This window comes from Streptomyces sp. col6, from assembly GCF_008042035.1.
In the GTDB taxonomy this organism is placed as follows: Bacteria; Actinomycetota; Actinomycetes; order Streptomycetales; family Streptomycetaceae; genus Streptomyces.
The window spans coordinates 1,423,176-1,445,979 of sequence record NZ_RDBL01000006.1; the positions used below are offsets into that span (position 1 = coordinate 1,423,176).

Annotated in this window: 22 protein-coding genes; 13 read left to right on the forward strand and 9 right to left on the reverse strand. The window is 71.7% G+C overall.

The features are described 5' to 3' along the window. Nucleotides 1-2 precede the first annotated feature (2 nt). Nucleotides 3-287: a hypothetical protein gene (locus tag EAO73_RS10360; protein WP_147971089.1), complete on the reverse strand. Its 285-nt coding sequence runs from the start codon at nucleotides 285-287 to the stop codon at nucleotides 3-5. Between the two features lie 207 nt (nucleotides 288-494). Between EAO73_RS10360 and EAO73_RS10365 the strand changes: the two genes are divergently transcribed. Continuing rightward, nucleotides 495-2,342 carry a transcriptional regulator gene (locus tag EAO73_RS10365; protein WP_147971090.1) on the forward strand — a complete coding sequence of 616 codons (1,848 nt, stop codon included), beginning with the start codon at nucleotides 495-497 and terminating at the stop codon, nucleotides 2,340-2,342. 77 nt (nucleotides 2,343-2,419) lie between these two features. Here the strand turns inward: EAO73_RS10365 and EAO73_RS10370 are convergent, their stop codons facing one another. Continuing rightward, entirely contained in the window at nucleotides 2,420-2,659 is a 240-nt protein-coding gene (locus EAO73_RS10370; protein WP_191133982.1) for a DUF6269 family protein, read from the reverse strand. A 167-nt stretch (nucleotides 2,660-2,826) separates the two neighbouring features. On the opposite strand from EAO73_RS10370, the gene EAO73_RS10375 reads away from it, so the two are divergent. Next, nucleotides 2,827-4,452, forward strand: a complete 1,626-nt coding sequence (locus EAO73_RS10375) for a tryptophan 7-halogenase (RefSeq protein ID WP_147971092.1) — start codon at nucleotides 2,827-2,829, stop codon at nucleotides 4,450-4,452. Here EAO73_RS10375 and EAO73_RS10380 read toward each other — a convergent pair. From EAO73_RS10380 to EAO73_RS10390, 3 genes are all read right to left on the reverse strand, one after another. After that, nucleotides 4,442-5,878 (reverse strand): exo-alpha-sialidase, encoded by a 1,437-nt coding sequence (locus EAO73_RS10380; protein WP_147971093.1) that lies wholly within the window; start codon nucleotides 5,876-5,878, stop codon nucleotides 4,442-4,444. The two genes, EAO73_RS10375 and EAO73_RS10380, sit on opposite strands and share 11 nt — an antisense overlap. Before the next feature lie 17 nt (nucleotides 5,879-5,895). Further along, a complete protein-coding gene (locus EAO73_RS10385; RefSeq protein ID WP_147971501.1) occupies nucleotides 5,896-6,897 on the reverse strand; it encodes an acetylxylan esterase in 1,002 nt (333 codons plus the stop codon). 184 nt (nucleotides 6,898-7,081) lie between these two features. After that, the gene (locus tag EAO73_RS10390; RefSeq protein ID WP_147971094.1) at nucleotides 7,082-7,801 is read right to left on the reverse strand and encodes a FadR/GntR family transcriptional regulator; all 720 of its coding nucleotides are present in this window, start codon (nucleotides 7,799-7,801) and stop codon (nucleotides 7,082-7,084) included. 168 nt (nucleotides 7,802-7,969) lie between these two features. Here EAO73_RS10390 and EAO73_RS10395 point away from each other — a divergent pair, with 168 nt between their 5' ends. The 5 genes from EAO73_RS10395 (at nucleotide 7,970) to EAO73_RS10415 (ending at nucleotide 14,629) form a co-directional block, all read left to right on the forward strand. Then, nucleotides 7,970-9,565: an ABC transporter substrate-binding protein gene (locus EAO73_RS10395; RefSeq protein WP_147971095.1), complete on the forward strand. Its 1,596-nt coding sequence runs from the start codon at nucleotides 7,970-7,972 to the stop codon at nucleotides 9,563-9,565. Between the two features lie 91 nt (nucleotides 9,566-9,656). After that, nucleotides 9,657-10,607 (forward strand): ABC transporter permease, encoded by a 951-nt coding sequence (locus EAO73_RS10400; RefSeq protein WP_147971096.1) that lies wholly within the window; start codon nucleotides 9,657-9,659, stop codon nucleotides 10,605-10,607. Between the two features lies 1 nt (nucleotide 10,608). Next, on the forward strand, nucleotides 10,609-12,576 hold the full coding sequence (locus EAO73_RS10405; protein WP_147971097.1) for a dipeptide/oligopeptide/nickel ABC transporter permease/ATP-binding protein: 1,968 nt from the start codon (nucleotides 10,609-10,611) through the stop codon (nucleotides 12,574-12,576). Continuing rightward, the gene (locus EAO73_RS10410) at nucleotides 12,573-13,544 is read left to right on the forward strand and encodes an ABC transporter ATP-binding protein (protein ID WP_147971098.1); all 972 of its coding nucleotides are present in this window, start codon (nucleotides 12,573-12,575) and stop codon (nucleotides 13,542-13,544) included. The genes EAO73_RS10405 and EAO73_RS10410 overlap by 4 nt, the downstream gene beginning before the upstream one ends. Nucleotides 13,545-13,687: 143 nt before the next feature. Further along, nucleotides 13,688-14,629 carry a UbiA family prenyltransferase gene (locus EAO73_RS10415; RefSeq protein WP_224756225.1) on the forward strand — a complete coding sequence of 314 codons (942 nt, stop codon included), beginning with the start codon at nucleotides 13,688-13,690 and terminating at the stop codon, nucleotides 14,627-14,629. Between the two features lie 59 nt (nucleotides 14,630-14,688). Here EAO73_RS10415 and EAO73_RS10420 read toward each other — a convergent pair whose 3' ends face one another. The 3 genes from EAO73_RS10420 to EAO73_RS10430 form a co-directional block, all read right to left on the reverse strand. Then, complete coding sequence (locus EAO73_RS10420) at nucleotides 14,689-15,372, reverse strand: response regulator (RefSeq protein WP_147971099.1); 684 nt, start codon at nucleotides 15,370-15,372, stop codon at nucleotides 14,689-14,691. Further along, nucleotides 15,369-16,478, reverse strand: coding sequence for a sensor histidine kinase (locus EAO73_RS10425; RefSeq protein WP_147971100.1), 1,110 nt, complete (start codon nucleotides 16,476-16,478; stop codon nucleotides 15,369-15,371). The genes EAO73_RS10420 and EAO73_RS10425 overlap by 4 nt, the downstream gene beginning before the upstream one ends. A gap of 114 nt (nucleotides 16,479-16,592) precedes the next feature. Further along, nucleotides 16,593-16,910, reverse strand: coding sequence for a hypothetical protein (locus EAO73_RS10430; RefSeq protein WP_224756226.1), 318 nt, complete (start codon nucleotides 16,908-16,910; stop codon nucleotides 16,593-16,595). Nucleotides 16,911-17,087: 177 nt separating this feature from the next. On the opposite strand from EAO73_RS10430, the gene EAO73_RS10435 reads away from it, so the two are divergent. From EAO73_RS10435 to EAO73_RS10445, 3 genes are all read left to right on the forward strand, one after another. Beyond that, nucleotides 17,088-17,687, forward strand: coding sequence for a TetR family transcriptional regulator (locus EAO73_RS10435; RefSeq protein WP_147971101.1), 600 nt, complete (start codon nucleotides 17,088-17,090; stop codon nucleotides 17,685-17,687). 183 nt (nucleotides 17,688-17,870) lie between these two features. Then, nucleotides 17,871-18,662 (forward strand): helix-turn-helix transcriptional regulator, encoded by a 792-nt coding sequence (locus EAO73_RS10440; protein WP_147971102.1) that lies wholly within the window; start codon nucleotides 17,871-17,873, stop codon nucleotides 18,660-18,662. Nucleotides 18,663-18,667: 5 nt separating this feature from the next. Next, the gene (locus EAO73_RS10445) at nucleotides 18,668-19,465 is read left to right on the forward strand and encodes an HAD family hydrolase (protein ID WP_224756227.1); all 798 of its coding nucleotides are present in this window, start codon (nucleotides 18,668-18,670) and stop codon (nucleotides 19,463-19,465) included. Here EAO73_RS10445 and EAO73_RS10450 read toward each other — a convergent pair. Further along, complete coding sequence (locus EAO73_RS10450) at nucleotides 19,434-20,096, reverse strand: 4'-phosphopantetheinyl transferase family protein (RefSeq protein WP_147971103.1); 663 nt, start codon at nucleotides 20,094-20,096, stop codon at nucleotides 19,434-19,436. The two genes, EAO73_RS10445 and EAO73_RS10450, sit on opposite strands and share 32 nt — an antisense overlap. A 309-nt stretch (nucleotides 20,097-20,405) precedes the next feature. On the opposite strand from EAO73_RS10450, the gene EAO73_RS10455 reads away from it, so the two are divergent. From EAO73_RS10455 to EAO73_RS10465, 3 genes are read left to right on the forward strand one after another with little or no spacing between them, the layout of a single operon-like run. Continuing rightward, on the forward strand, nucleotides 20,406-21,749 hold the full coding sequence (locus EAO73_RS10455) for a class I adenylate-forming enzyme family protein (protein ID WP_147971104.1): 1,344 nt from the start codon (nucleotides 20,406-20,408) through the stop codon (nucleotides 21,747-21,749). Next, nucleotides 21,746-22,504 (forward strand): SDR family NAD(P)-dependent oxidoreductase, encoded by a 759-nt coding sequence (locus EAO73_RS10460; RefSeq protein ID WP_147971105.1) that lies wholly within the window; start codon nucleotides 21,746-21,748, stop codon nucleotides 22,502-22,504. Before EAO73_RS10455 ends, EAO73_RS10460 begins: the two co-directional genes overlap by 4 nt. Then, complete coding sequence (locus tag EAO73_RS10465; RefSeq protein ID WP_147971106.1) at nucleotides 22,498-22,779, forward strand: phosphopantetheine-binding protein; 282 nt, start codon at nucleotides 22,498-22,500, stop codon at nucleotides 22,777-22,779. The genes EAO73_RS10460 and EAO73_RS10465 overlap by 7 nt, the downstream gene beginning before the upstream one ends. The last annotated feature ends 25 nt before the right edge of the window (nucleotides 22,780-22,804 follow it).

The window sequence follows — 22,804 nt, forward strand, 5'->3', positions numbered from 1 at the left end:
GCTCAGGTCCACGGGTCGTCCGCCACCTTCGCGGGGGCGGCCGTCCACGGGTCGTCCGCCCCCGCGGCGCGCACGGCGGTCCACGGATCGTCGTCCTGCCGCGACGGGGCGGTGGTCCAGGGGTCGTCGGCCACCGCCCGCACGGCGGCGTCCGTACCGGACCGGAGCGCCGCCGGACCCGAGGCGCCGGCGGAACCCACCGTGCCGGCCACCGCGAGGAGGAGCACGGCTCCCGCCGCGACACGGCCCGCCGGGACGGTCCTGGCCGAGAGGGTGGAGAGCTTCATGATGACCTCCTGTGACAGCTGCGACGGGCGTTTCGGGCTGTTGTCCCGGTGTGTGCCATGAACGGTACGGAGACCCCTTTTTGAGGCTCTTTCGTCTCGCTTTCGGAGCCGCGAAATGGAGCCGATGACGAAGAAAAACACCAGGTCAATAGCGTTTTCCCCACGTGGCCCGGCGACCGGAACGGGCCTGCTGAACGGGGGAACCGCATGGAACTCAAGATCCTGGGACCGGTATCGGCCGAGCTCGACGGCCGCGCGGTCGCACTGGACGGCGGCAAGCAGCGCACCGCGCTCGCGGCCCTGCTCCTGGCCCGCGGCAAGGTCGTGTCCGACGAACGGCTGACGCTCCTGCTGTGGGGCTGGGACCCGCCCGCCACCAGCCGGAACCAGCTCTACACCTATGTGTCGCGGCTGCGTACCCGCCTCGGCGCCGGCCTCGGCCTGGAGCGGCACGGGCCCGGCTACCGCCTGGACATCCGGGACGCCCGCTTCGACTGGGACGTCTTCCGCGAGCTCGCCGACTCGGGCCGCGACGCCCTGCGCGCGGCCCGGTACGCCGACGCGGAACGCCTGCTGCACGACGCCCTCGCGCTGTGGCGGGGCCCGGCGCTCACCGACGTCACCGCACACCTCGCCGAGGCCGAGGTCCCGCGCATGGATGAGGCCCGCCTCTCCGCGCTGGAGAACCACGCCGAGGCCGCCCTCGCACTCGGCCGGCACACCGACATGGTCCCGGCGCTCACCCGGCAGGTCACCCTCCACCCGGTACGCGAACGGCTGCGCGGTCAGCTGATGACCGCCCTGTTCCGCTGCGGCCGGCAGGCCGACGCGCTCACGGTGTACGAGAAGGGCCGCCGGGCCCTGGCCGAGGACCTGGGCATCGACCCGGGCCCGGAGCTGCGCGCGCTCCATCAGGAGATCCTCACCGGCACCCAGCCGCCCGCCGGCGCACCGGAGCGGGACCGCGCGACACCGCCCGGGACGCACGGGGGACACCCCGAACCGGTCCCCGCACCCCCCGGGGGCGGCTGGCAGGGCCTCGTCCCCGCGATGCTGCCCGCCGCCCCCGGCGACTTCACCGGCCGCGCCACCGAGGTACGGGACGTGCTCGCCGCGCTGCGCGACCACCAGGACGTCGTGGTCACCGGCGCACCCGGCACCGGCAAGTCCGCCCTCGCCCTGTGGGCCGCCGAACGCTGCCGGGCCGACTTCCCCGGCGGCCAGCTCTACGCGGACCTGCGCACCGCCGAGGGCGGGGCCCGCGCGCCCGGTGAAGTCCTGGGCTGGTTCCTGCGCGCCCTCGGCACCGCACCGGACCGGCTGCCCGCGACCCAGGAGGAACGCGTCCAGCTCTACCGGACCCTGCTCGCCCGCAGCCGCCCGGTGCTGATCGTCCTCGACAACGCGGCCGACGACACCCAGGTCCGCCCGCTGCTGCCGGGCGGGGGCAGAAGCCGCACCCTCGTGACCGGAGTGCGTTCCCCGCTGGCCTCGCTGGAGGGCACCCGGCTGGTCGGCCTCGGACCCATGGAACCCGCCGAGGCCGGCGCCCTGCTGGCCGCCGTGGCCGGTTCCGCACGACTCGCCGGGGCCCCCGAGGCGGCGGCGCGGATCGCGGAGTTCTGCGACCGGCTCCCGCTCGCCCTGCGCATCGCGGCGGCCCGGCTGGCGGCCCACCCCCACTGGCCCGCGGCCCGGCTGGCCGAGCGGCTGGCCCCGGAGGACCGCCGCCTGGGGGAGCTGCGGATCGGCTCCCTCGACGTACGGGCCGGGCTGCGCACCGCCCTGGCGCAGCTCGACCGGGCCACCAGGCCCGCGTTCGCCGTCCTGGCACGGGCCGGCCTGTCCGCGCTGACCGCCGGCGACGCCGCGGCGCTGCTGGGCACGGGACCGGAGGAGGCCGAGGAACTGCTCGAACGGCTGGCGGACGCCCGGCTGCTGGAGGCGTGGAGCGTCGGCGGCGACGCGCGCCTGAGTTACCGCTTCATGCCGTTGGTGGGGCTGTTCGCCAGGGAGCAGTGCGCCGATCCCGTCCTCGCGCCCGTCCCGGCGTGAGGACGCCGCCCCCTTCTCGTCACTCCCCGGTCCGGTGGACCGGCCGTTCCCCGGCCGGCCCCCCGGACCCTTCGGCGTCAGCCGCAGCCGCCCGCATGCCCCTCGTCCAGGCCGTAGGCGGCTATGTAGCCGGTGGCGGCGGTGCCCGGGGTCGCCAGTCCGGTCAGGGCGTCCACGTACTCGGCCAGCAGGTCGGTCCAGGGTGCGCCGGTGTCCCGCAGCAGAATCTCCTGCGCCGTCGCTTCCCGTCGTTCGATCTCCGCCAGGAATTCCAGGGGATGCTGAACCATGGTGGGGCCGGGCTGCTTGTCGTACATCATTCCTCCTGTATGAGTCCGGGCCCCGATCAGGTCCCGCACCAACAGGTTCGGCCGCGGGGATACAGGAATTCCCCGGGATATCTGTACGCGTCCGTGCAGACCGGTACAGGTCTCCATGGCGTCGCGATGGATGCGGTACAGAAAGGGCGGGGAGAGTGAACGCCATGGAAAGTCTCATCAGGAGGATCGTGGTCGTCGGAGGCACGGCGGCCGGCTGGACCGCCGCCGCCAGGCTCGCGTCCGTGTTCGGCGGCACAGTCTCCGTCACGGTGCTGGAGCCGCCCTCGCGTCCGGCCGGAGTCTCGGAGACGGGCCAGGTCAGTGCCGTTCCCCCGGAGTTGCAGCGCGAACTCTTCGACCGGCTCGGGGTCCCCGAGGAGGAATGGATGCGGGCGTGCCGCGCGTCCTTCGCGACCGCCGTCCGCTACGCGGACTGGCGTGCCGGAACGGCCGGCGCGTCCGCCGTGAAGGGATCGGGGGGTTTTCGCGCGGATCACTTCTACCGCACCTGTGCGCCGCTTTCCTCGTGCGAGGAATTCACCCTTCTCGAATGCTGGCAGAACCGGCGCGGCAGCGGCGAGACCATCGAGGCATTCGATTACGCCTGTTTCCGCGAACCGCCTCTGCTGGACGCCGGTAAATCGCCTCGCTGGATGGACGGACGCGCGGCGGTTCCATACGGCTGGCATATCGACACCGCGATGTTCACGCGCTGTCTGCGGGACTTGGCGATGCGGCGGTTCGGTGTACGCGCGGTCCGCGACACGCCGGTCCACGCCGAGCGCGACGCCGACGGCATGCTGACGCTGCTGCACACGGCGGAGTCCGGTCCGGTCCCTGGCGACCTCTTCCTGGACTGCACGGGGGACGGACGGCTGCTGATGACCGGGATGCTGGGGGAGCCGTTCGTCGACACGGACGAGAGCCCGGGGTGCGACAGCGCCGTCACGGTCACCGTCCCTATGGACGAGGAGACGCACGCGATCGAGCCGTTCACCACGGTGACCGCGCTGCCCGACGGATGGGCGTGGAAGATGCCGCTGCTGGGCGGGTTCGGGGCCGGCCGTGTCTACGCCCGTGAGCTGACCGGGCCCGACGAGGCGCTGAAGGCACTGGGTGATCTGCACGGCCCCCTCCCCAGGAACGCGACGGTCCGGCACAGCGGGTACCGCACCGGGTACCTGCGCCGCTCATGGGCCGGGAACTGTGTCGCCGTGGGCCGCGCGGCCCAGGTCCTGGAGCCCCTGGCGGACGACGGTCTCGGCGAGGTCCTGCGCCAAGTGGGCCATCTGGTAAGGGACTTCCCGGCGCTCCGGGACCGGGAGGCACCCGCGGCCCGCTACGACCGGGCGGTCCGCCGGCGCCACGAGGCGGCCCGCGACCTGGCCGCGCTGCGCTACGCCGTGGCGCCCGGACTCGACACCCCGTTCTGGGCGGACCGGCGCGCGCGTCCGCTGCCCGACGCCGTACGGGAGTCCCTGGCCGCCTACCGGGCCGGCCTCTCCCCGGGGCAGGACACCCAGGAGGTCGCGTCCTACACGCTGCTGGCCTCACTGCTGACAAAGCCGCCCTCGCCCCGGCCCGCGCTGGCCCACCGCCCGGCCGCCCGGCGGGAGGCGGACGCCCTGTTCCTGCGGGTCGCCCGCCAGCAGCAGATCCTGCTGGAGACGCTGCCCACGGCCCAGGAGTATCTGCGCCGCCTCCACAACCGCCCGCCGTCCGTCGCGGCGGACCCGTGTGCCGCTCCGGGGCGGCACACGGACCCGTCGCTGCCGCCGGTTACGGCGTGACGGTCACCGTCCGGCTGCCCGCCGCGGTCTTCCCGCCCGTCCGGAAGGTCGCGGTCAGCTTCACGTCACCGGAGGCACCGGCCGGGATCGTCACCGGCACCTTGACGTTGGCGCCCTCGCCCGGACGCGTCGCGGGGAACGCCACCTGCTTCGTCGTCCAGCCCGCGGGCACGGTCAGATCGACCGTGCCCGCGTCGCGCCTGACGTCCATCCTGTTGACGACCCGTACGGTGATCTCCGTGCTCGTCCCCGCCTTCAGCGTGGCCGACGGTGTGATCGTGATGTCCGCACACGCGCCTCCGAGCCACTGCAGGTCGAACGAGGAGTACGTGATGTGCTCGTAGTTCCCGCGCTCGTACAGCAGGCCGAGCCGGCCGCTCGGCAGCCGGGTCAGCGTCGAGTACGCGGCGGCGCCCGCGTCGACGACCTTCTTGATCGGCCAGGTCTTCCCGTTGTCGCAGGACATCTTGACCGTGAGGTTCTTGCGCGAGGTGGCCTCGGTGTTGCTGAACAGCAGCCACGACGACTGCGGGTTCGAGGCCGGCGCGTCGGGGGCGTAGCGCATGACCGAGCCATTGTTGGCCGGGTCGGGCAGCTGGGTGTCCTGGACGAACGGCGTGTACGTGACCCCGCCGTCGGTCGAGTACGCGACCGTACGGTACGGCGCCGAGCGGTTGTTGAGCATGACCGTGCCGTCGTTCAGCTCGACGGTCTTGTTCTCGTCGCCGCCGGGACCGACCGGGGTGCCCATGTGCCAGGTCTCGCCGTGGTCGTCGCTGTACGCGCTGACCGCGTAGTTGCCCCCGTTGTTCCGGATGGCGTACTGCTGGATCAGCCGGCCCTTGTGGGCGCCGTTGCGCAACTGGATGCCCTCGCCGGACGCCGCGAACATGCCGCCCCAGGCGGGGTTCTTGCTCTGCTTCGTGATCCGGCGGTGGGTCCAGGTGAGCCCGTCGTCGTCGGAGTAGCTGTAGTCCGCCTGGAGGACGTCCGGGTCGCTCTCGTCGTTGCCGGTGGCCGAGCCGAAGAAGCCCTGGTTCTCACCGGCCGCGTAGAACAGGAAGATCCGGCCGGTGGTCCGGTCGACGAGCAGGCTCGGGTCCCCGTACCCCTTGGGGGCGGCGTCCTTGCGGACCACCTGCTGCGCCTGCCAGGTCGTGCCGCCGTCGGTGCTGCGCCGCAGCACGATGCCGATGTTGGACGGCAGGTCGCCCAGGGTCGGGCGGGCGTCGTACGCGGCGAGCACGGTGCCCTTGTTCGACGTGGTCAGGGCGGGGATGCGGTAGTGGGGGGAGCCGACTCCGTCGACGGTCAGGTCCTGGGACGTGAGCGTGCCGGGGGCGGGTGACGCGGCCTGCGCGGTACCGGTCGTGGCGACCACCAGGAGGGCGGCGCCGAGCAGGGCGACAGGGACGGTTCGCTGCATGGACGATCTCTCTCTCGTCAGGAGCGACCGGCCCGCCCCGATGGCGGGCCGGCGAACAGGGAGGCCACCCAGGCCAGTTGCTCCCGCTGCTGGTACTCCGCCCCGCCCTCGTGCCCGTTGAACGGGTAGACCCGTACGTCCTTGGGCCCGGCGTATCCGTTGTAGGCGGTGAAGCAGGTGGAGGGCGGGCAGATGTCGTCCATCATCGCGATGGAGAACAGCGCGGGGGCCGTCGCCCGGGTGGCGTGCAGTGCGGCGTCGAAGTAGGCGAGGGTGGCGAACACCGACTCGGTGCGGTCGCGGTGCAGCTTCAGATACTCGGCGATCTCGGTGTACGGCGGACGCCCCGCGATCTCGGCGCCCCGGCGCACGTTGCACAGGAACGGCACGTCCGGCATGACGCCGGCCAGCCCCGGCACAAGTCCGGCGACCGCCAGGGCGATGCCGCCGCCCTGGCTGACCCCGGTCACCACGATGCGGTCCGGGTCGATCTCCGGATGCTCGCGCACCGCGTCCACACAGCGCACCGCGTCGGTGAACAGCCGCCGGTAGTAGGAGGTTTCGGGGCTCTCGATGCCCCGGGTCAGGAAGCCGGGCACCACGCCCGACGCGCCGCCGTCCGGATCGGCGGTGGCGCCGCCGGCCGCCGACCAGCCCTGGCCGCGGGTGTCCATCAGCAGGTGGGCGTAACCGGCAGAGGCCCATAGCAGGTTCTCGTGGGCCAGTCCCCGGCCGCGTCCGTAGCCCAGGAACTCCACCACGCAGCCGAGGGGCGCGGTCGCCCCGGCGGGCATCCGCAGCCAGCCGCGCACCGGCTGTCCGGCGAACCCGGGGACGGTCACGTCATACACGCGGACCTGGGTGAGCCCGGTCTCCACCTCGCCGAACACGGGCTTGCCGGATGCGGCGGAGCGGGCCTCGTCCAGGGTCCGCGACCAGAAGGCGTCGAAGTCCGCGGGAACGGGCAGCGGCGGCAGGTAGTCGCGGCATTCGTCGAGCGAGAGGTCCGTCAACGGCATGGAGGTGCCCTCCTGGGGCGCGGCGGGGGAGATGCCGGGAAGCATGAGCATCGACATCAGATGCATGACGTCAGATGTCCTGTCGGCACACGGACCCTAGGCACCGCCCGAGGCGGCCGTCAAGGGCTGCCCCGGGGTCCGTCCGCAGGCCCGCCCCGGTCGGGGCGCCGCCGGGCGGCGCCGCTCAGCCCCGGGCGCGGGCCTCGGCGATCCGGCGGCGCACGGGCGCGTAGTGCTCGCCGAGCGCCTTCAGGAAACCGGCGATGTCACCGGCCCGCGCGGCGTTCACGATGTTCTGGTGGGCAGTGATCGTCTCCGTCTCGTCGGCCTGCGTGAAGCCGTCCAAGTGCGGCGCGACGATCGTGTACACGTCCCAGAAGGCCATCGAGAGCTGGCCGATCAGCTCGTTGCCCAGCGGGGCCACGAGCAGGGCGTGGAAGGCGCGGTCCGCGTCGACGAAGCCGTGCCCCTCCTGGGCCCCGGTCGCGCGCATGGTGGCCACCAGGCCGTCCAGCGCGTCCAGCTGCTCCGTACTGAGCTGCGAGACGATCCGGTCGGCCATCCCGCGCTCGAAGAGCTCGCGCACGTCGACCAGGTCGGCCATGACCTGGAAGTCGTCGTCGGGGGAGAGCAGGCCCCGGAAGGTCAGGCTCTCCACGAGTGCTGACAGGCTCAGCCGGCCGACGTAGGTGCCGTGTCCGTGGCGGACCTCGACGATGTCCAGCGCGTTGAGGATCTTGACGGCCTCGCGGACGCTGGAGCGGCTGGCGCCGAGCGCCTCGCACAGGGCGGGCTCGGTGGGCAGCGGGTCCCCGGGGCGGAGCCGTTCTTCGAGGATGTACCGCTTGATGCCGTCGACGACTTCCTGCCGGAGCAGCTGCCGGCCGGGTTTCGTTCCGGACATATGTGAACTCCCCACCTCTTGACCCCTCTCGATTGTCAAGCTACGTTCCCACGCTATCAAGGCATCAGACATCTGACGTCTGACGCTTCAGGTGCCGCGGTCCCCGTGAACCTGCGCCAGCCCCCCTTTCCCGTCCACGACGCCCCACCTCAAGTCCCTGGAGGACCCGTGCCCGAGCTGAGAGCAGCCGGTGTCGAGCGCCGCACCTTCCTGCGTTACACCAGTGCCGTCGGTGCCGCGGCCGCCATCACGGCCGGCCTGTCCGCGTGCGGCGGTCCGTCCTCGACCGCCAACGGCTCGACGGACAAGGGCAGCGGCAGCGACCTCATCGAGGCCGGTCTGTCCTACCCGCTGTCGACCGGCTTCGACCCGATGATCACCTCGGGCGCGACCCCCTACGCCGCCAATATGCACATCTTCGAGGGCCTGGTGGATCTCGATCCGGCAACGCTCGTGGCACGGCCCGCTCTCGCCACCGGGATGCCGGAGAAGATCAACGCCACCACCTACCGCGCCACGCTCCGCAAGGGCGCGACCTTCCACGACGGATCGGCCGTCACCGCCGACGACGTGGTCTTCAGCTTCGAACGCATCCTGGACCCGAAGAACGCCTCGCTGATGGCACAGTTCGTGCCCTTCATCGACACCGTCGAGGCCGTCGACGCGAGCACGGTCGAGTTCAAGCTGAAGTACCCCTTCGCGCTGTTCCCGTCCCGCATCGCCGTCGCCCGGATCGTGCCGAAGAAGATCGTCGAGCCCGACCCCAAGGCCTTCGACGCCAAGCCCGTCGGCTCGGGCCCGTACAAGTTCGTCTCCGCCACCCGTGAGGACAAGATCGTCTTCGAGGCGTACGACAAGTACAACGGCGCCCACCCGGCCAAGGCCAAGAAGATGGTCTGGCGCCTGATGTCCGACCAGTCGGCCCGCGTCAGCGCCATGGAGTCGGGCCGCGTCCAGGCCATCGAGGACGTCCCCTACATCGACGTCAAGCGCCTCTCGGGCTCCGCCAGGACCGAGTCCGTCCAGTCCTTCGGCCTGCTCTTCCTGATGTTCAACACCGCCGACAAGCGGTTCGCCGACAAGCGGGTGCGCCAGGCCCTGCACTACGCGCTGGACACCGAGAAGATCATCTCCACCGCCATGGTCGGCAACGCCGCGGCCGCCACCGGCTACGTGCCCGCCACGCACCCCGACTACCACAAGGCCGCCACGGTCTACACGCACGACGTGGCCAAGGCGAGGAAGCTCCTCGACGAGGCCGGCGTCAAGGGCCTCTCCTTCACCGTCCTGACCACCGACACCGGCTGGGTCAAGGACATCGCCCCGCTGCTCAAGGAGAGCTGGGAGGCCGCGGGCGTCAAGGTCACGCTCAACATCGCCCAGTCCCCGGCCCAGTACGCCAAGATCGACAAGGGCGACTTCGAGGTCCTCGTCGCCCCCGGCGACCCCTCGGTCTTCGGCAACGACGCCGACCTCCTGCTGCGCTGGTTCTACTACGGCTTCTGGCCCGAGAGCCGTTACGGCTGGGGCGGGTCCGCCGCGTACAAGAAGGTGAAGCAGACCCTCGACAAGGCCGCCCAGGCCGCCGACGAGGCCAAGCGCAAGGAACTGTGGGGCCAGGTCACCGACCTTGTCGCCGACGAGGCCGCCCTCTACCCGATCCTGCACCGCAAGCTGCCCACCGCCTGGAACGAGAAGGCGCTCCCCGGCTTCAAGCCCCTGCCCACCACGGGCCTGTCCTTCCTGGACGTCAGCCGCGGCTGAGGCCGCCGGCCCCGCCCGAAAGCCCCGGTCCGGGACACATGCACCCCCTCGGTGTCCCGGACCGGACCGCCCAACCGCAAGGAACCCGACGATGGTTGCTTTTCTCCGGCTCGCGCTGCGCCGCGTCGCGATGATGCCGGTGATGATCCTCGGCATCGCGCTGCTCGTCTTCGTGGTGCTGCAGTTCTCGCCGGTCGACCCGGCCTTCAACGCGCTCGGGGAGAGCGCCACCCCCGAGGCCCGTGCGGCCTTCGCCGACGCCAACGGCCTCAACGACCCGCTGCCCGTACGCTACTTCCACTTCCTGGGACAGCTGTTCCACCTCGACCTCGGCATGACGGTCCCGCCCAGCCAGCCCGTCGCGGACCGCATCACCGCCGCGTTCCCGCTCACCCTCCAGCTGACGGTCCTCGGCCTGATCGTCGCGATCGTCCTCGCGGTCGTCGCCGGCGTCCTCGGCGCGATGTACCGCGACCGCTGGCCCGACCAGCTCTTCCGGGTGCTCTCCATGGCCGGGGTCGCCATCCCCTCCTTCTGGCTCGGCGTCCTGCTCATCCAGCAGTTCGCGCTCAACACCCCGGTCTTCCCGACCGGCGGCTACACCAACCCCGCCGACTCCTTCGGCGGCTGGCTGCGCTCCATGGCCCTGCCCGCCCTCTCGCTCGCCGTACCCGTCGCCGCGTCCCTCGCCCGGCTCGTACGGACCTCGATGGTCGCCGAACTCGACCGCGACTACGTCCGCACCGCACGCGGCAACGGCCTGCCCGTCCTCCTGGTGATCCGCTCGGTACTCCGCAACGCGCTCGTCACCCCGCTCACCGTGCTCGGCGTCAAGGTCGGCTACCTGCTCAGCGGCGCCGTCGTCATCGAAGCGATCTTCGACCTGCCCGGCATGGGCAAGCTCATCCTCGAAGGTGTCACGGGCGGCGACGTCGCCCTGGTCCAAGGCACCGTACTGACCATCGCCATCGCCTTCCTGGTGGTCAACGTCATCGTCGACCTGCTCTACCTGCTGGTCAACCCGCGCATCAGGACGGTCTGACATGTTCGACACCAGCCGGCTGACCACCAAGCTCTCCCGCCCCGGCATCGCCCTCCGCACGCTCCCTGTCACCTCCCGCATCGCGCTCGGCGTGCTGCTCGTCGTCCTCCTGGGCGCGGTCCTCGCACCACTGCTCACCCAGAACCCCCTCACCACCGGAACCCCCGTCCAGACACCGAGCGGCGACCACTGGTTCGGCACCGACCGGGCCGGCCGCGACGTCTTCGCCCGCGTCGTCCACGGCTCGCGCTACTCGCTGGTCATCGGCCTCGGCGCGACCGCCGTCGCCCTGGTCGCCGGCTCCCTGCTCGGGGCACTCGCCGCCACCTCGCGCAAGCTCGGCGACGAGTCCGTGATGCGCACCCTCGACGTGGTGATGTCGTTCCCGCCGATCGCGCTGGCCGCCGTCCTCGTCGCGGTCTTCGGGACCAGCGTCCCCGTCATCATCTTCACCATCGCCTTCGTCTACACCCCCTCGCTCGCCCGCGTCGTCCGCGCCAACGTGCTGTCCCAGTACGGTGAGGACTACGTCGCGGCGGAGAAGGTCATCGGTGCCCGGCGCGGCTACATCGTGCTGCGGCACGTCGCCGTCAACTGCATGGCCCCGGTCATGGTGTTCGCCACCGTCATGGTCGCCGAGGCGATCATCTTCGAGGCCAGCCTCTCCTTCATCGGCGCCGGAGTGCAGGACCCCGACCCCAGCTGGGGAAGCGTCCTCGCCTACGGCCGGCAGATCCTCCTGGCCGGCGGCTGGTGGGCCACCTTCTTCCCCGGCCTCGCCCTGCTGATCACCGTGCTCGCCCTCAACATCCTCTCCGAGGGCCTCACCGACGCCTCCGCCGCGCCGAAGGCAGCCCGCGCCGCCGTCCCCTCCGACGCCACCACCGCCCCCGACCCCGTCGAGGCCCGCTCCACCGTGGACATCGACGCCGCCCTCACCCAGCTCGCCCGGCGCGTCGACGCCCAGGAACCCACCATCACCCCGGTCCCCGAGGACGCCGCCGAACTCCTCGTCGTACGCGACCTCGCGATCCGCTTCCCCGACCGCTACGGCACCACCCCGGTCGTCGACTCCCTCTCCTTCACCGTCCACGAGGGCGAGACCCTGGGCCTCGTCGGCGAGTCCGGCTGCGGCAAGTCCATCACCAGCCTCGCGGTCATGGGCCTCCTCGCCCGCAACGCCGAGGTCAGCGGCGAGATCCTGTACCGGGGCCGCAACCTCCTGGAACTCCCGTCCAAGGAACGCCGCGCCCTCATGGGCCCCGAGATCGCGATGGTCTACCAGGACGCGCTCTCCTCCCTCAACCCCTCCGTACTCGTCGGCACCCAGCTGAAGCAGCTCACCTCGCGCGGCGGTACGAAGACCCCGGCCGAACTCCTCGAACTCGTCGGCCTCTCACCCGAACGCACCCTGCGCAGCTACCCCCACGAACTCTCCGGCGGCCAGCGCCAGCGCGTCCTGATCGCCATGGCCCTCTCCCGCAGCCCCCGCCTGCTCATCGCGGACGAGCCGACCACCGCCCTCGACGTCACCGTCCAGGCCCAGGTCGTCGAACTCCTCGTGCGGCTCCGCGAGGAACTGGGCTTCGCCATGGTGCTCGTCTCGCACGACCTCGCCCTTGTCGGCGACCTCTCGCACCGCGTCGCGGTCATGTACGCGGGACGGCTCGCCGAGATCGGCGGAACCCGCTCCGTGCTCACCGCTCCGACCCACCACTACAGCCGCGGCCTGCTCGGCTCGGTCGTCTCGCTGGAGGCCGGCGCCGACCGGCTGCACCAGATCCGCGGCGTCGTCCCCGCCCCCCAGGGTTTCGGACCGGGCTGCCGGTTCGCCTCGCGGTGCGGCGCGGCCACCGAACTGTGCCGCACCACCACCCCGGCACTCACCGCACGTGCCGCCACCGAGGACCACGGCTTCGCCTGCCACCACCCGGCGAAGACCGCACAGCTGGAAGGGAGCGCCCTGTGATCAGGCTCGACGGCGTCCACGTACGCCACAAGGCACGCAGCGGAGGCGTCTTCCGCCGCGACGCCGTCCACGCCCTCACCGACGCGAACCTGGAGGTGAAGCGCGGCGAGATCGTCGGCCTCGTCGGCGAGTCCGGGTGCGGCAAATCCACCCTCGCCCGGGTCCTGACCGGCCTCCAGAAGCCCACCGAGGGCACGGTCACCTTTCACGGCCGCGATCTGTGGGAGATGTCCGGGGCCCAGCGCCGCCAGGATTTCGGCTCCGCCGTCGGCGTCGTCTTCCAGGACCCGTCCACCGCCCTCAACCCGCGCCTGACCGTGGAGCAGATCCTGCGCGACCCGCTCGACGTGCACCGCCGGGGAACCCGCGAGGCGCGCACCGCCCGCGTCGCGGAACTCCTCGACCTGGTGGGCCTGCCCGGCCACACCCTCGCCGCGCTGCCCGGTCAGCTCTCCGGCGGCCAGCGCCAGCGCGTCGCCATCGCCCGCGCCCTGGCCCTCGAACCGGAACTGATCGTCGCCGACGAACCCACCTCCGCGCTCGACGTCTCGGTCCGCGCCCAGGTCCTCAACCTCCTGGTGGACCTGCGTGAACGCCTCGGGCTCGGCATGGTGTTCATCTCGCACGACATCCAGACCGTGCGCTACCTCGCGGACCGCATCGCCGTCCTCTACCTCGGCCGCATCGTCGAGGAGGGCCGCGCCGCCGACGTCGCCGGCGCCCCCTCGCACCCGTACACCGAGGCACTGCTCTCCGCGACGCCCAGCCTGCTGGAGGCCACCGAGCGCATCGTGCTCACCGGCCCCGTCCCCTCGGCGACCAACCCGCCGGCCGGCTGCCCGTTCCGCACCCGCTGCTGGAAGGCGGACGACGCCTGCGCCACCGCCTTCCCGGTCCGCACCGAGGGACCCGACGGGCGCCGCTACCACTGCGTCCACCCCCAGACCGCGCTGTGTATGCCCCCATGACCAGGGACATTAATGACGGGCACGGGACACACACATGCCCCRTCGGCGGTCCTTCCGATACGGCCCCTTCCCCAAAAGGGGTATCGGAACGCCCGCCGATGGGGCATGTGTGTGTCCCGTGCCCGTCATTAATGTCCCTGGTCATGGGGGCATACACAGCGCAGATCAATTCCGGGACACCGACTTCCACCCTGCGGATCGCAGGTGCGGCACGCGCCGCCGTTCTCTTCGTCGAAGAGGCGCGCGTCTGCGTGCAGATCGTCTTTCTGATGCGTTTCCTGGCCGCCGCCGCGGTCACCGCCGGCGGCAGGCTCGCGGGTATGGGGCCGGAGCTGATCGCTCCGGGAGTCAGCTGGGTGCTGGCGACCCTCTTCACCTACGGGATCAACGGGGTGTCCGACGTCCAGGAGGACCGGCTGAACCGGACCGGGCGGCCGATCGCCCGGGGGGACCTCTCGCCGACCGCCGCCGCCCGGCTGACCTGGCTCTCCGCCGCAGGGTCCGTCATCATTGCGCTGGCCTGCAACAACGTACTGCTGATCACCTTCGACCTGGCCTTCCTCTTCCTCGGGTACGCCTACTCGGCCGCACCCTTCCAGCTCAAGCGCAGCGCCGCCGGCACCTCCGGGTCCGTCCTGCTGATGGGCCTGCTGACCTACGCGGCGGGCTGGACGGCGGCGGGCGAGGGCCGGCCTCCGGGGGCGATGCTGGTGCTGGCCGCCGCGATGTCGCTGTGGATGTGCGTGGTGGGGGCCGTGACCAAGGACTTCTCCCATGTGCGGGGCGACGCGGCGGCGGGCCGGCGTACGTCGGTGACCGCCTGGGGCGACACCACCGCCCGGCTGGTGGGCGGGGCGGGCGCCCTCCTGGTCGGCGGGGGCTTCCTGGCCGCCGCGCTGACCGGCTGGGCGGCCCTGCTGGGACCGGCGGCCGCGGTGCTGGCGGGCGGGGGACTGGTGGTGGCGGTGCTCTGCCGGACCACGCGGGGCGACGAGGCCCGGGGCCGTACCCCGTACCGCGCCTTCATGGTGACCCAGCACCTGGTCCATCTGACCCTGTTCGCCGGGCTGTTCCTCACCGTCTGACGACCGGCACTCCGGGCCCGCCGCCCCGCACACGCCCTTGTGTGCGGGGCCCTGCCGTGTCAGAAGCGGCGGCGGGGCGGGTCGGGCTGGGGGAGCAGGCCGCGCTCGACGGCCTTGTTGACGGCGTCGATCCGGGAGACCGCGTCCAGCTTGGTGAAGATGTTCCGCATGTGCCGCTTGATGGTTCCCTCGGCGATGCCGAGCTTCACCGCGATCTGACGGTTGCTCATGGCCTGGGCCACCAGGGTCAGTACCTCGGCCTCGCGGTCGGAGAGGCCGCCCGCGCTGTCGGGCGCCTGCTGCGGGGCACGCAGGCTGTCGGGGGACACGGAGACGGTCACGGTCCGCAGCTCGCCGCCGCCCTCGCGGGAGCGCACGGCGGAGATCAGGGTCTCGCGACCGGTGCTCTTGTGCAGATAGCCGCTGATGCCGAGGTGCAGCAGCTCCTGCACCAGCTGCTGGCCGTCGTACATGCTCAGCACGATGATCCGCAGGCCCGGGTCGCCCTGGAGCAGCCGGCGGACGGTGGCCGGGGGGTCGTTGCGCGGCATCTCGATGTCGAGCAGGACGACGTCGGGACGGTGCGCGGCGGCCAGCCGGATGGCGTCCTCGCCGTTGCCCGCCTGGGCCACGATCTCGAACCCCGGCTCGGAGCGCAGCAGGTCGCACAGGGCCTCGCGCAGCAGGGTGTGGTCGTCGGCGACGAGGATGCGGACGGATTCGGGGGTGGTGGGGGCGCTCATCGGAGGGCCTGGTCCTCCTTGATCGGTATCCACATGGTGACGTGCGTGCCCCGGCCGGCCGAGGAGCCGATGTGGAGCGTGCCGCCGAGCAGATCGGTGCGTTCCTGGAGGCCGGTGAGGCCGTTGGTGCGGCCGCCGGCGAGGACCTGTTCCACGTCGAAGCCGAGGCCGTCGTCGATGATCTCGCTCTGGATCTCGTGCGGGGCGATGTCGATGTGGACGACGATGTTGCCGGCCTCCGCGTGCCGGAAGGCGTTGCGCAGGCACTCGCGGACCATGACGAACACCTCCTCCGCGACCGGGGCCGGAATCCACTCGTCGAGACCGCGCACCCACAGCTGCACGGGGACGCCCTCGTCTCCCATGGAGGCGACGAAGTCGGCGAGGGCCGCCTCCAGGCACCCGGTGATGGCGGGGCGGCGCAGTTCGGTGACCAGCTCCCTGGTGTGGGCCAGCGTCTCCAGGATGGCGTCCTGGGCCGCCCGCACCTCCTTGGGCACATCGGCGTTCTGCCGGGCCACGTGGAGCTCGTACAGCTCCAGCTGGCGCATGGCGAGGCTGAGGGAGTTGCCGATCTGGTCGTGGATCTCGCGGGCCAGCTTGCGGTGTCCCTTGTCGTGCACCTCGCGGACGCGGGCGAGCATGAACGAGTCGTACGCGATGGAGCCGACCTCCAGGCGTCTCCCGATGCCCTGCTGGAGGGCCCGGATGGCCGCCGCGTAGGCCTTCTCGGCGCCCTCGACGCCCGCGGTGCACTCCAGCAGGCGTTCCAGGACGGTGTCGAAGAGGATGACACCGGCCCGCACCGAGTGCGTGAGGTGGACGCCCTGCTGGACCCGGGCGCTGCCGAGGTCCACGACCTCGGCGATATGGCTGTCGGAGACCTCCGTCAGGCCGGCCTCCAGGCTGTCGGCGCAGTCACGGAAGACCCGGCGGCCCTGTAACTCGCACTGCGCCCACACCTCTTGTTCGGCGGCGAGCGGGCTGCTGATCCCGCGGAGCCGGGCGTGGTAGAGGGCGATCACCTCGTCCTCGTACGCCCTGAAGCGTTTCACGGGCGGGCCGCCCTGGCGGCTGCCGAGACGGCCGTGCGCCGGTTCTCTCATCACGCTCTCCTCCCCCGGGGCTCAACTGCTTCTCAAGCGCTGAACCGGTGCAGGATAAGCCGATTTGCGGACTGCGTGGCGGTGATGGCTGGAATCAGCCAGGTGTCCCACGTCTCAGTGGCGGCGGCGCAGGACGGCGGCGCGGACCTTCAGCAGGTTGGGCACCAGCGTGTAGACGACGGCCGGCACGACGATCCCGGTGATCACCAGGGTGCGCAGGAGCATCGGGAACCCCTTCACGTAAGGGCCGACCAGCAGCTGCACGACGGTCAGGGCGGAGAAGACCGCGATCCAGGTGAGCAGTGCACGCATATGGACGGAGGGCAGTCCGGCCGGCTGGGCGGGGGCGGCGGACCGGGGCTGATTCCGGTCGGCGGCGGTGGTGGCGGAAGCGGCGGCGGGGCGGGCGACGGTGGTCATGAGAAGTCCCATCCAGGTTGGTGTGCGGTGCGTACGGAAGGCGGTACGGGCGGTGCTGTCGCAGGTCCTGTCCTGGGGCCTGGGCGGTGGTGCTGCCCTCGGCGACGTGTTCCACTCTGCCAACCAACTAGTTGGATGTCAACCATCCAGTTGGTTGGCATCTGCGGAAAGCCGTTCTACGCTGGTGTCATGACCTCGGACACGACCCACACCAAGGAACGGCTCCTCGCTGCGGCGAAGGAGGAATTCGCAGCTCACGGCATTGCCGGGGCGCGCGTCGACCGCATCGCGGAGCTGGCCGGCGTGAACAAGGAACGGATCTACGGCTACTTCGGCAACAAGCAGAAGCTGTTCGACGCCGTCGTGGGCCGTGCGCTGGACGAGCTGGCCGCGGCCGTCCCGCTCAAGGGCGGCGACGACCCCGCCGAGTACGTCGGCCGGGTGTACGACTTCCACCGCGACAACCCGGTCCTGGTCCGGCTCTTCTTCTGGGAGGGCCTGCACTACCGCGACGGCGTCCTGCCCAACGAGGAGGGCCGCCGCAGCCACTACGAGGAGAAGATCGCCGCCCTCGCGGAGAGCTTCGGGACCGAGGCGTCCCCGCAGGTCGCGGCCTGTCTGCTGAGCCTGATCGGGCTCGCCGCCTGGCCCAACGCGGTGCCGCAGCTGGCCCGGCTGATCATCGGCCCCGACGCGGAGGCGGCAGGCGGCCTCGACCTGCGCGCCCACGTCGTGGCCTTCGCCCGCCAGGCCCTCTCCGACGTCCCGCTCGCGGCCCCGGTGGCCTGAACGGTCCCTCGTCCCTCGCACCCCCGGCAGCCGGATACCCCCGAGGCATCCGGCTACTACTTTTGGTCCGCGGCCACCCGGACTAGGAGGCAGTGACGGCCTCCACGGCCCTTCGCGCGTCTAGCGTTCCTTGCATACGGGTGGCCCCAGCGGTCACCGACAAGGACCCCTGGGGGTAAGGGCATGTCGCAGAACCGCGCGGCTCTCGCAGTCGCCTCTCCGCCGGTACGTACCACCACCTCGCCGCTGATCCCGCAGCAGGCGACCCACGTCATCCTCTCCGTCCGCGACGACCTGCAGCGCTACGGCCTGGAGCGCATGCTCGGTGCCGTGGGCACGGTCGGCACCTGCCGGGCCTTCGCGGAGCTGTCGGCCGCCGTGGACGCCGTCCACGACCCGCGCACCGACTTCCTGCTCATCGTCCCGGAGCCGGCGGACCTGGACGGCGACTCCGTGCTGCACCGGGTCGCCGCGTACGGCGTGCGCGTGCTGCTGCTCCTGCCGGACACCCGGTCCTTCGACCTCGACCGGGTCGCCTCCGTGGCGGGCGCGTCGCTGCTGTTCTCCGACGGCCTCGACGCGGCGGCCCTCGGCGACATGCTCGGCGCGATGCGGGCCGGCGAGGTCCGCATACCCGCGGCCCTGACCCGCCCCCTGATGGAACTGGCCGGACGCGGCGCCCGCGAGGTCCCGGCCGCGCCCCGGCTCACCCCGCGCGAGCGCGAAGCGCTGACGCTCGTCGTGGACGGCCTCAGCAACAAGCAGATCGGCCGCCGGCTGCGGATCTCCGAGCACGGCGCGAAGCGGCTGGTCGCCAACATCCTCGCCAAGCTCAACTGCCCCAACCGCACGCTCGCCGCGGCCCGCGCCCTGCGCGAGGGCCTGTGCGGCCACCCCGCCGCCGCCCCGCGCGGCCCCCTCGCCCCGCCGGCCGCCACCCACGCGCCGGCGTCCCCCTACGAAAACGGCTGGTGAACGACGTGACGAACCTTGCGAACGGTGCCACCCGCGCCGCCTTCTTCGACGTCGACGAGACGCTGATCAACACCAAGAGCATGTTCGACTTCCTGCGGTTCTGGATGGCCCGCCACGGCGACGACGGCTCCGGCCACGCCGCCGTGATGGCCGGGGTCCGCGAGGCCGCCGGCTCCGGCGTCCACCGCTCGGAGATCAACCGCCGCTACTACCGCCGGTTCGCCGGGGTCGCGATGGAGGAGCTGCGCACGGCCGGGCGCGAGTGGTACGAGGAGTACCGGCGCGGGCCCGCCGCCGTCACCGTCGCCACCTGGGCCGCCGCGAGCCGGCACCGGGAGGCGGGCGACCTGGTGGTGCTGGTCTCCGGCTCGTTCCGGGGCTGCCTGGACCCGCTCGCCGAGGACCTGGGGGCCGACCTCATCCTCTGCTCGGAGCCGGTGGTGGGGCCCGACGGGCTGCTCACCGGTGAGGTGGTGCGCCCGATGATCGGCTCGGTGAAGGCCGACGCGGTCCGCGAGACCCTTGCCGGACTCGGCCTGAACGCCGGGGAGTCCAGCTGTTACGGGGACCACGCCAGCGACCTGGACATGCTCCTCGCGGTCGGCCGCCCCGTGGTCGTCGGCGGCACCGACCGGGTCCTGATGGAGCACGCCCAGCGGCTGGACTGGCCGGTCCTCTCGGCGGCCCCGGGCCAGCTGCGTACGGCGGGTGCCTGGGCCGCGGCGGAGCTGACGGGCCTCGCGGACCGGGGAGCCGAACCCGCCTCCCGGCTCACCGCGCCCGTCGCAGCGCGATCGCGGTGAGCACCAGCCCCTCGCGCACCGCCCAGTGGCCGGTGAACCAGCCCAGGCGGGCGCCGTCCACCACGGGTCCGGGCACCATCAGCCGGGCCCGGAAGGTGCCGGCCTCCGGGTCGAACGCGAGCCGGGCGTCCCGGAAGCCGAGCCAGCGGCCGGTCAGCGGGTACCACGTCTTGTAGACGGTCTCCTTCGCGCTGAACATCACGGTGGGCCAGTGCACTTCGGGCCTGACCCGGGCCAGCTCGGCCAGGTGCTCGCGCTCGGACGGCACCGAGATGTGCCGCACCATCGACTCCTCCAGCGGCGCGTGGCGCTCCGCGTCGATCCCGACGCTGTGGAACCGGTCGCTGCGGGAGAGCGCCGCCGCCCGGTAGCCGTCGCAGTGCGTCATGCTGCCGGTCACCCCGGCGGGCCAGCGCGGTTCGCCCTTGGCGCCCGGGAGGACCGGGCCGGGGGCCACCCCGAGCGCCGACATGGCGGTGCGGGCGCAGTGCCGGGTGGTCGTGAACTCGCGGCGCCGGTGCTCCACGCACTTCGCGAGCAACGGCACCTCCTCCGGGTGCGGTTGTGCCTCGGGGAGGTCGGCGGTGGTGTCGGCGCAGGCGACGGCGGACGGCAGGATCTGCTGGATCACTTCTGCTCCTGGGGGCAACGCGCCGGAAAGCCGGCGCACCGGGGCCGGCCGTATTCGGCGGCCCGCTGCCATCCCAGGACAGGTCACGGCAGTCGTGCGTTACGCCTTCGAGCATGCGCCCGTCGATGCCTCTTCCGCTACATGCCCTTTCGGCTACCCCGTACCCCTGCCCGAAAGAGCGCACCGAATGGGTACCCCGAACGGCCACCCCGTACGAGGGCTCATAAAAGCCATATTGAGCGACGAAATGCCCCGGGCTAGCTTCGAGTTATCGAAATCCGAAAAGAAATCATCCACCTGGAGAAAACGATGCCTCATCCGTTCCTGACCCGACTGGAATCCTTCCGGGATTCCGAGGCCGTCGCCTTCGAGGGCCGCAGCTATCGCTACGAGGACCTGCTGAGGCTCGTCGGCGAGTGGCGGCTCTTCCTCGACCGGCACGAGGTCCGCGCCGGCGAGGTCGTCACGCTGGAGGGCGCGTACTCCCCGCAGGCCTGTGCCGGTCTGCTGGCGCTGATCGAGCGCGGGGTCGTCGTCGTCCCGCTCACCACCCTGCCCGCCGCCAAGCGCGCCGAGTTCCTGGACGTGGCCGAGGTCGAGGTCGTCGTCAGGGTCGACGAGGGCGGCGTGCACCGCTGCGAGCGCACCGGCCGCACCGCGGACCACGCGCTCTACCAGGAGCTGCGGGACGCGGGCCGCCCCGGCCTGGTGCTGTTCAGCTCGGGCACGACCGGCCGCAGCAAGGCCTCCGTGCTCGACTTCGACAAGGTCCTCGCCCGCTACGGCGAGCCCACCCGTCCCTCGCGCATCCTCTCCTTCCTCAGCCTGGACCACATCGGCGGCGTCAACACCCTGCTGCACACGCTCAGCCAGGGCGGCACCGTGGTGACGGTCGCCGAGCGCACCCCCGAGGCCGTCTTCGAGGCGATCGCCGCGCACCGGGTGCAGATCCTGCCGACCACGCCGACCTTCCTGAACATGGTGCTGATCTCCGGCGCCCACGAGCGGTACGCCACCGACTCGCTGAAGCTCGTCACGTACGGCACCGAGCCCATGCCGCTCCAGACGCTGCGCCGGCTCGGCGAGGCGCTGCCCGGCGTACGGCTCAAGCAGACGTACGGGCTGTCCGAGCTGGGCATCCTGCCGACCCGGTCGCGCGGCGACGACACCCTGTGGGTGAAGCTCGGCTCGGCCGGCTTCGAGCACCGGATCATCGACAACATCCTGTGGATCCGCTCCGAGATGGCCATGCTCGGCTACCTCAACGCCCCGGCACCCTTCGACGAAGAGGGGTTCTTCAACACGCAGGACGTCGTCGAGGTCGACGGCGACTGGGTGCGCATCCTGGGCCGCGACTCCGAGATCATCAACGTCGGCGGCGAGAAGGTCTACCCCAGCGAGGTCGAGAGCGTCCTGCTGGAGGTCGAGAACATCGCGGAGGCCACCGTCAGCGGCCGCCCGAGCCCGGTCACCGGCATGGTCGTCAAGGCGACCGTGCAGCTCGTCGAGGACGAGGACCGGCGCGCGGTGACGCGCAGGGTGCGCGAGTACTGCGGCCGGCGCCTGGAGGCGTACAAGGTCCCGGTGCTGGTGGAGATCTCCGCCGCCCCGCAGCACTCGGAGCGGTACAAGAAGATCCGGAGCGCGGCATGAGCGCCGCGGAGACGCCCGAGGCCCCCGCGCGGGACCGGGTCGCCCTGGTCAGCGGCGGCAGCCGCGGGCTCGGCCGGCTGCTCGTCGAGCGGCTGCTCGGTGAGGGCTGGCGGGTCGCCACCTTCAGCAGGTCGGCCAACGACTTCGTCAAGGACCTCCAGGCCGAGCAGGGCGACCGGTTCCTGTGGGAGGCCGCCGACCTGGGGGACCCGGACGCGCTGCGCGGGGTCGTGCGGACGACGGTGCGCCGCTTCGGCCGCGTCGACCTGCTCGTCAACAACGCGGCCGTGCTGCACCAGGAACTCTTCCTGACCACGTCCCGCAAGCAGACCGAGACGCTGATCGCGAGCAATCTGCTCGCCCCGATCACCCTCGCCCAGGCCTGCGCCCGCGCGATGACGCGCCAGGGCGGCGGCCAGATCCTCAACATCTCGTCCATCAACGCCATCCGCGGCTACCGGGGCGTGGCGGTCTACGCCGCCACCAAGGCCGGACTCGACGGCTTCAGCCGCAGCCTGGCCCGGGAACTCGGGGCCTTCAATATCCGGGTGAATTCGCTGGTCCCCGGATTCTTCGACAGTGACATGACCGAGGAAGTCACCGAGAGGAACCGGGAACGCATTCAGCGCCGCACCCCGCTCGGCCGGCTCGGCACCATGAATGAAATCGCCGACGCCGTTCTGTATCTCATCTCGCCCGCCTCTTCATTCATCACCGGACAGTCGATCGTCGTAGACGGAGGAATCACATGCTGATCGCAGCCGACATCACCGCCCTGGTCCACCAGGAGATCAACGCCCTGCTCGCCGAGGCCGAGCGCCCCACGCACCCCACCCTCGCCGGCACGGAGTTCCTGCACGAGCTGGGGCTCAACTCCCTGCTGCTGGCCCGCCTCGTCATCCAGCTGGAGATGGAGCTCGGCGTCGACCCCTTCGAGGAGGAGTACGTCATCTCCGACGTCCGCACGGTCGGCGCCCTGTCCGACGCGTACGTCCGCACCGTCGAGCAGCTGGCGGCCACCGCCGTCTGAGCACCGCCCCCGCCCGTACCAGCCC

Bases quoted from the DNA above. Each gene is read 5' to 3' on its own strand.
- EAO73_RS10440 (WP_147971102.1), top strand. From the start codon at position 17,871: ATGTCGCAGAACCGCGCGGCTCTCGCAGTCGCCTCTCCGCCGGTACGT.
- EAO73_RS10370 (WP_191133982.1), bottom strand. From the start codon at position 2,659: ATGTACGACAAGCAGCCCGGCCCCACCATGGTTCAGCATCCCCTGGAA.
- EAO73_RS10390 (WP_147971094.1), bottom strand. From the start codon at position 7,801: ATGTCCGGAACGAAACCCGGCCGGCAGCTGCTCCGGCAGGAAGTCGTC.
- EAO73_RS10420 (WP_147971099.1), bottom strand. From the start codon at position 15,372: ATGAGCGCCCCCACCACCCCCGAATCCGTCCGCATCCTCGTCGCCGAC.
- EAO73_RS10465 (WP_147971106.1), top strand. From the start codon at position 22,498: ATGCTGATCGCAGCCGACATCACCGCCCTGGTCCACCAGGAGATCAAC.
- EAO73_RS10430 (WP_224756226.1), bottom strand. From the start codon at position 16,910: ATGGGACTTCTCATGACCACCGTCGCCCGCCCCGCCGCCGCTTCCGCC.
- EAO73_RS10360 (WP_147971089.1), bottom strand. From the start codon at position 287: ATGAAGCTCTCCACCCTCTCGGCCAGGACCGTCCCGGCGGGCCGTGTC.
- EAO73_RS10455 (WP_147971104.1), top strand. From the start codon at position 20,406: ATGCCTCATCCGTTCCTGACCCGACTGGAATCCTTCCGGGATTCCGAG.
- EAO73_RS10365 (WP_147971090.1), top strand. From the start codon at position 495: ATGGAACTCAAGATCCTGGGACCGGTATCGGCCGAGCTCGACGGCCGC.
- EAO73_RS10385 (WP_147971501.1), bottom strand. From the start codon at position 6,897: ATGCCGTTGACGGACCTCTCGCTCGACGAATGCCGCGACTACCTGCCG.
- EAO73_RS10380 (WP_147971093.1), bottom strand. From the start codon at position 5,878: ATGCAGCGAACCGTCCCTGTCGCCCTGCTCGGCGCCGCCCTCCTGGTG.
- EAO73_RS10405 (WP_147971097.1), top strand. From the start codon at position 10,609: ATGTTCGACACCAGCCGGCTGACCACCAAGCTCTCCCGCCCCGGCATC.
- EAO73_RS10435 (WP_147971101.1), top strand. From the start codon at position 17,088: ATGACCTCGGACACGACCCACACCAAGGAACGGCTCCTCGCTGCGGCG.
- EAO73_RS10400 (WP_147971096.1), top strand. From the start codon at position 9,657: ATGGTTGCTTTTCTCCGGCTCGCGCTGCGCCGCGTCGCGATGATGCCG.
- EAO73_RS10375 (WP_147971092.1), top strand. From the start codon at position 2,827: ATGGAAAGTCTCATCAGGAGGATCGTGGTCGTCGGAGGCACGGCGGCC.
- EAO73_RS10415 (WP_224756225.1), top strand. From the start codon at position 13,688: ATGGGGGCATACACAGCGCAGATCAATTCCGGGACACCGACTTCCACC.
- EAO73_RS10425 (WP_147971100.1), bottom strand. From the start codon at position 16,478: ATGAGAGAACCGGCGCACGGCCGTCTCGGCAGCCGCCAGGGCGGCCCG.
- EAO73_RS10460 (WP_147971105.1), top strand. From the start codon at position 21,746: ATGAGCGCCGCGGAGACGCCCGAGGCCCCCGCGCGGGACCGGGTCGCC.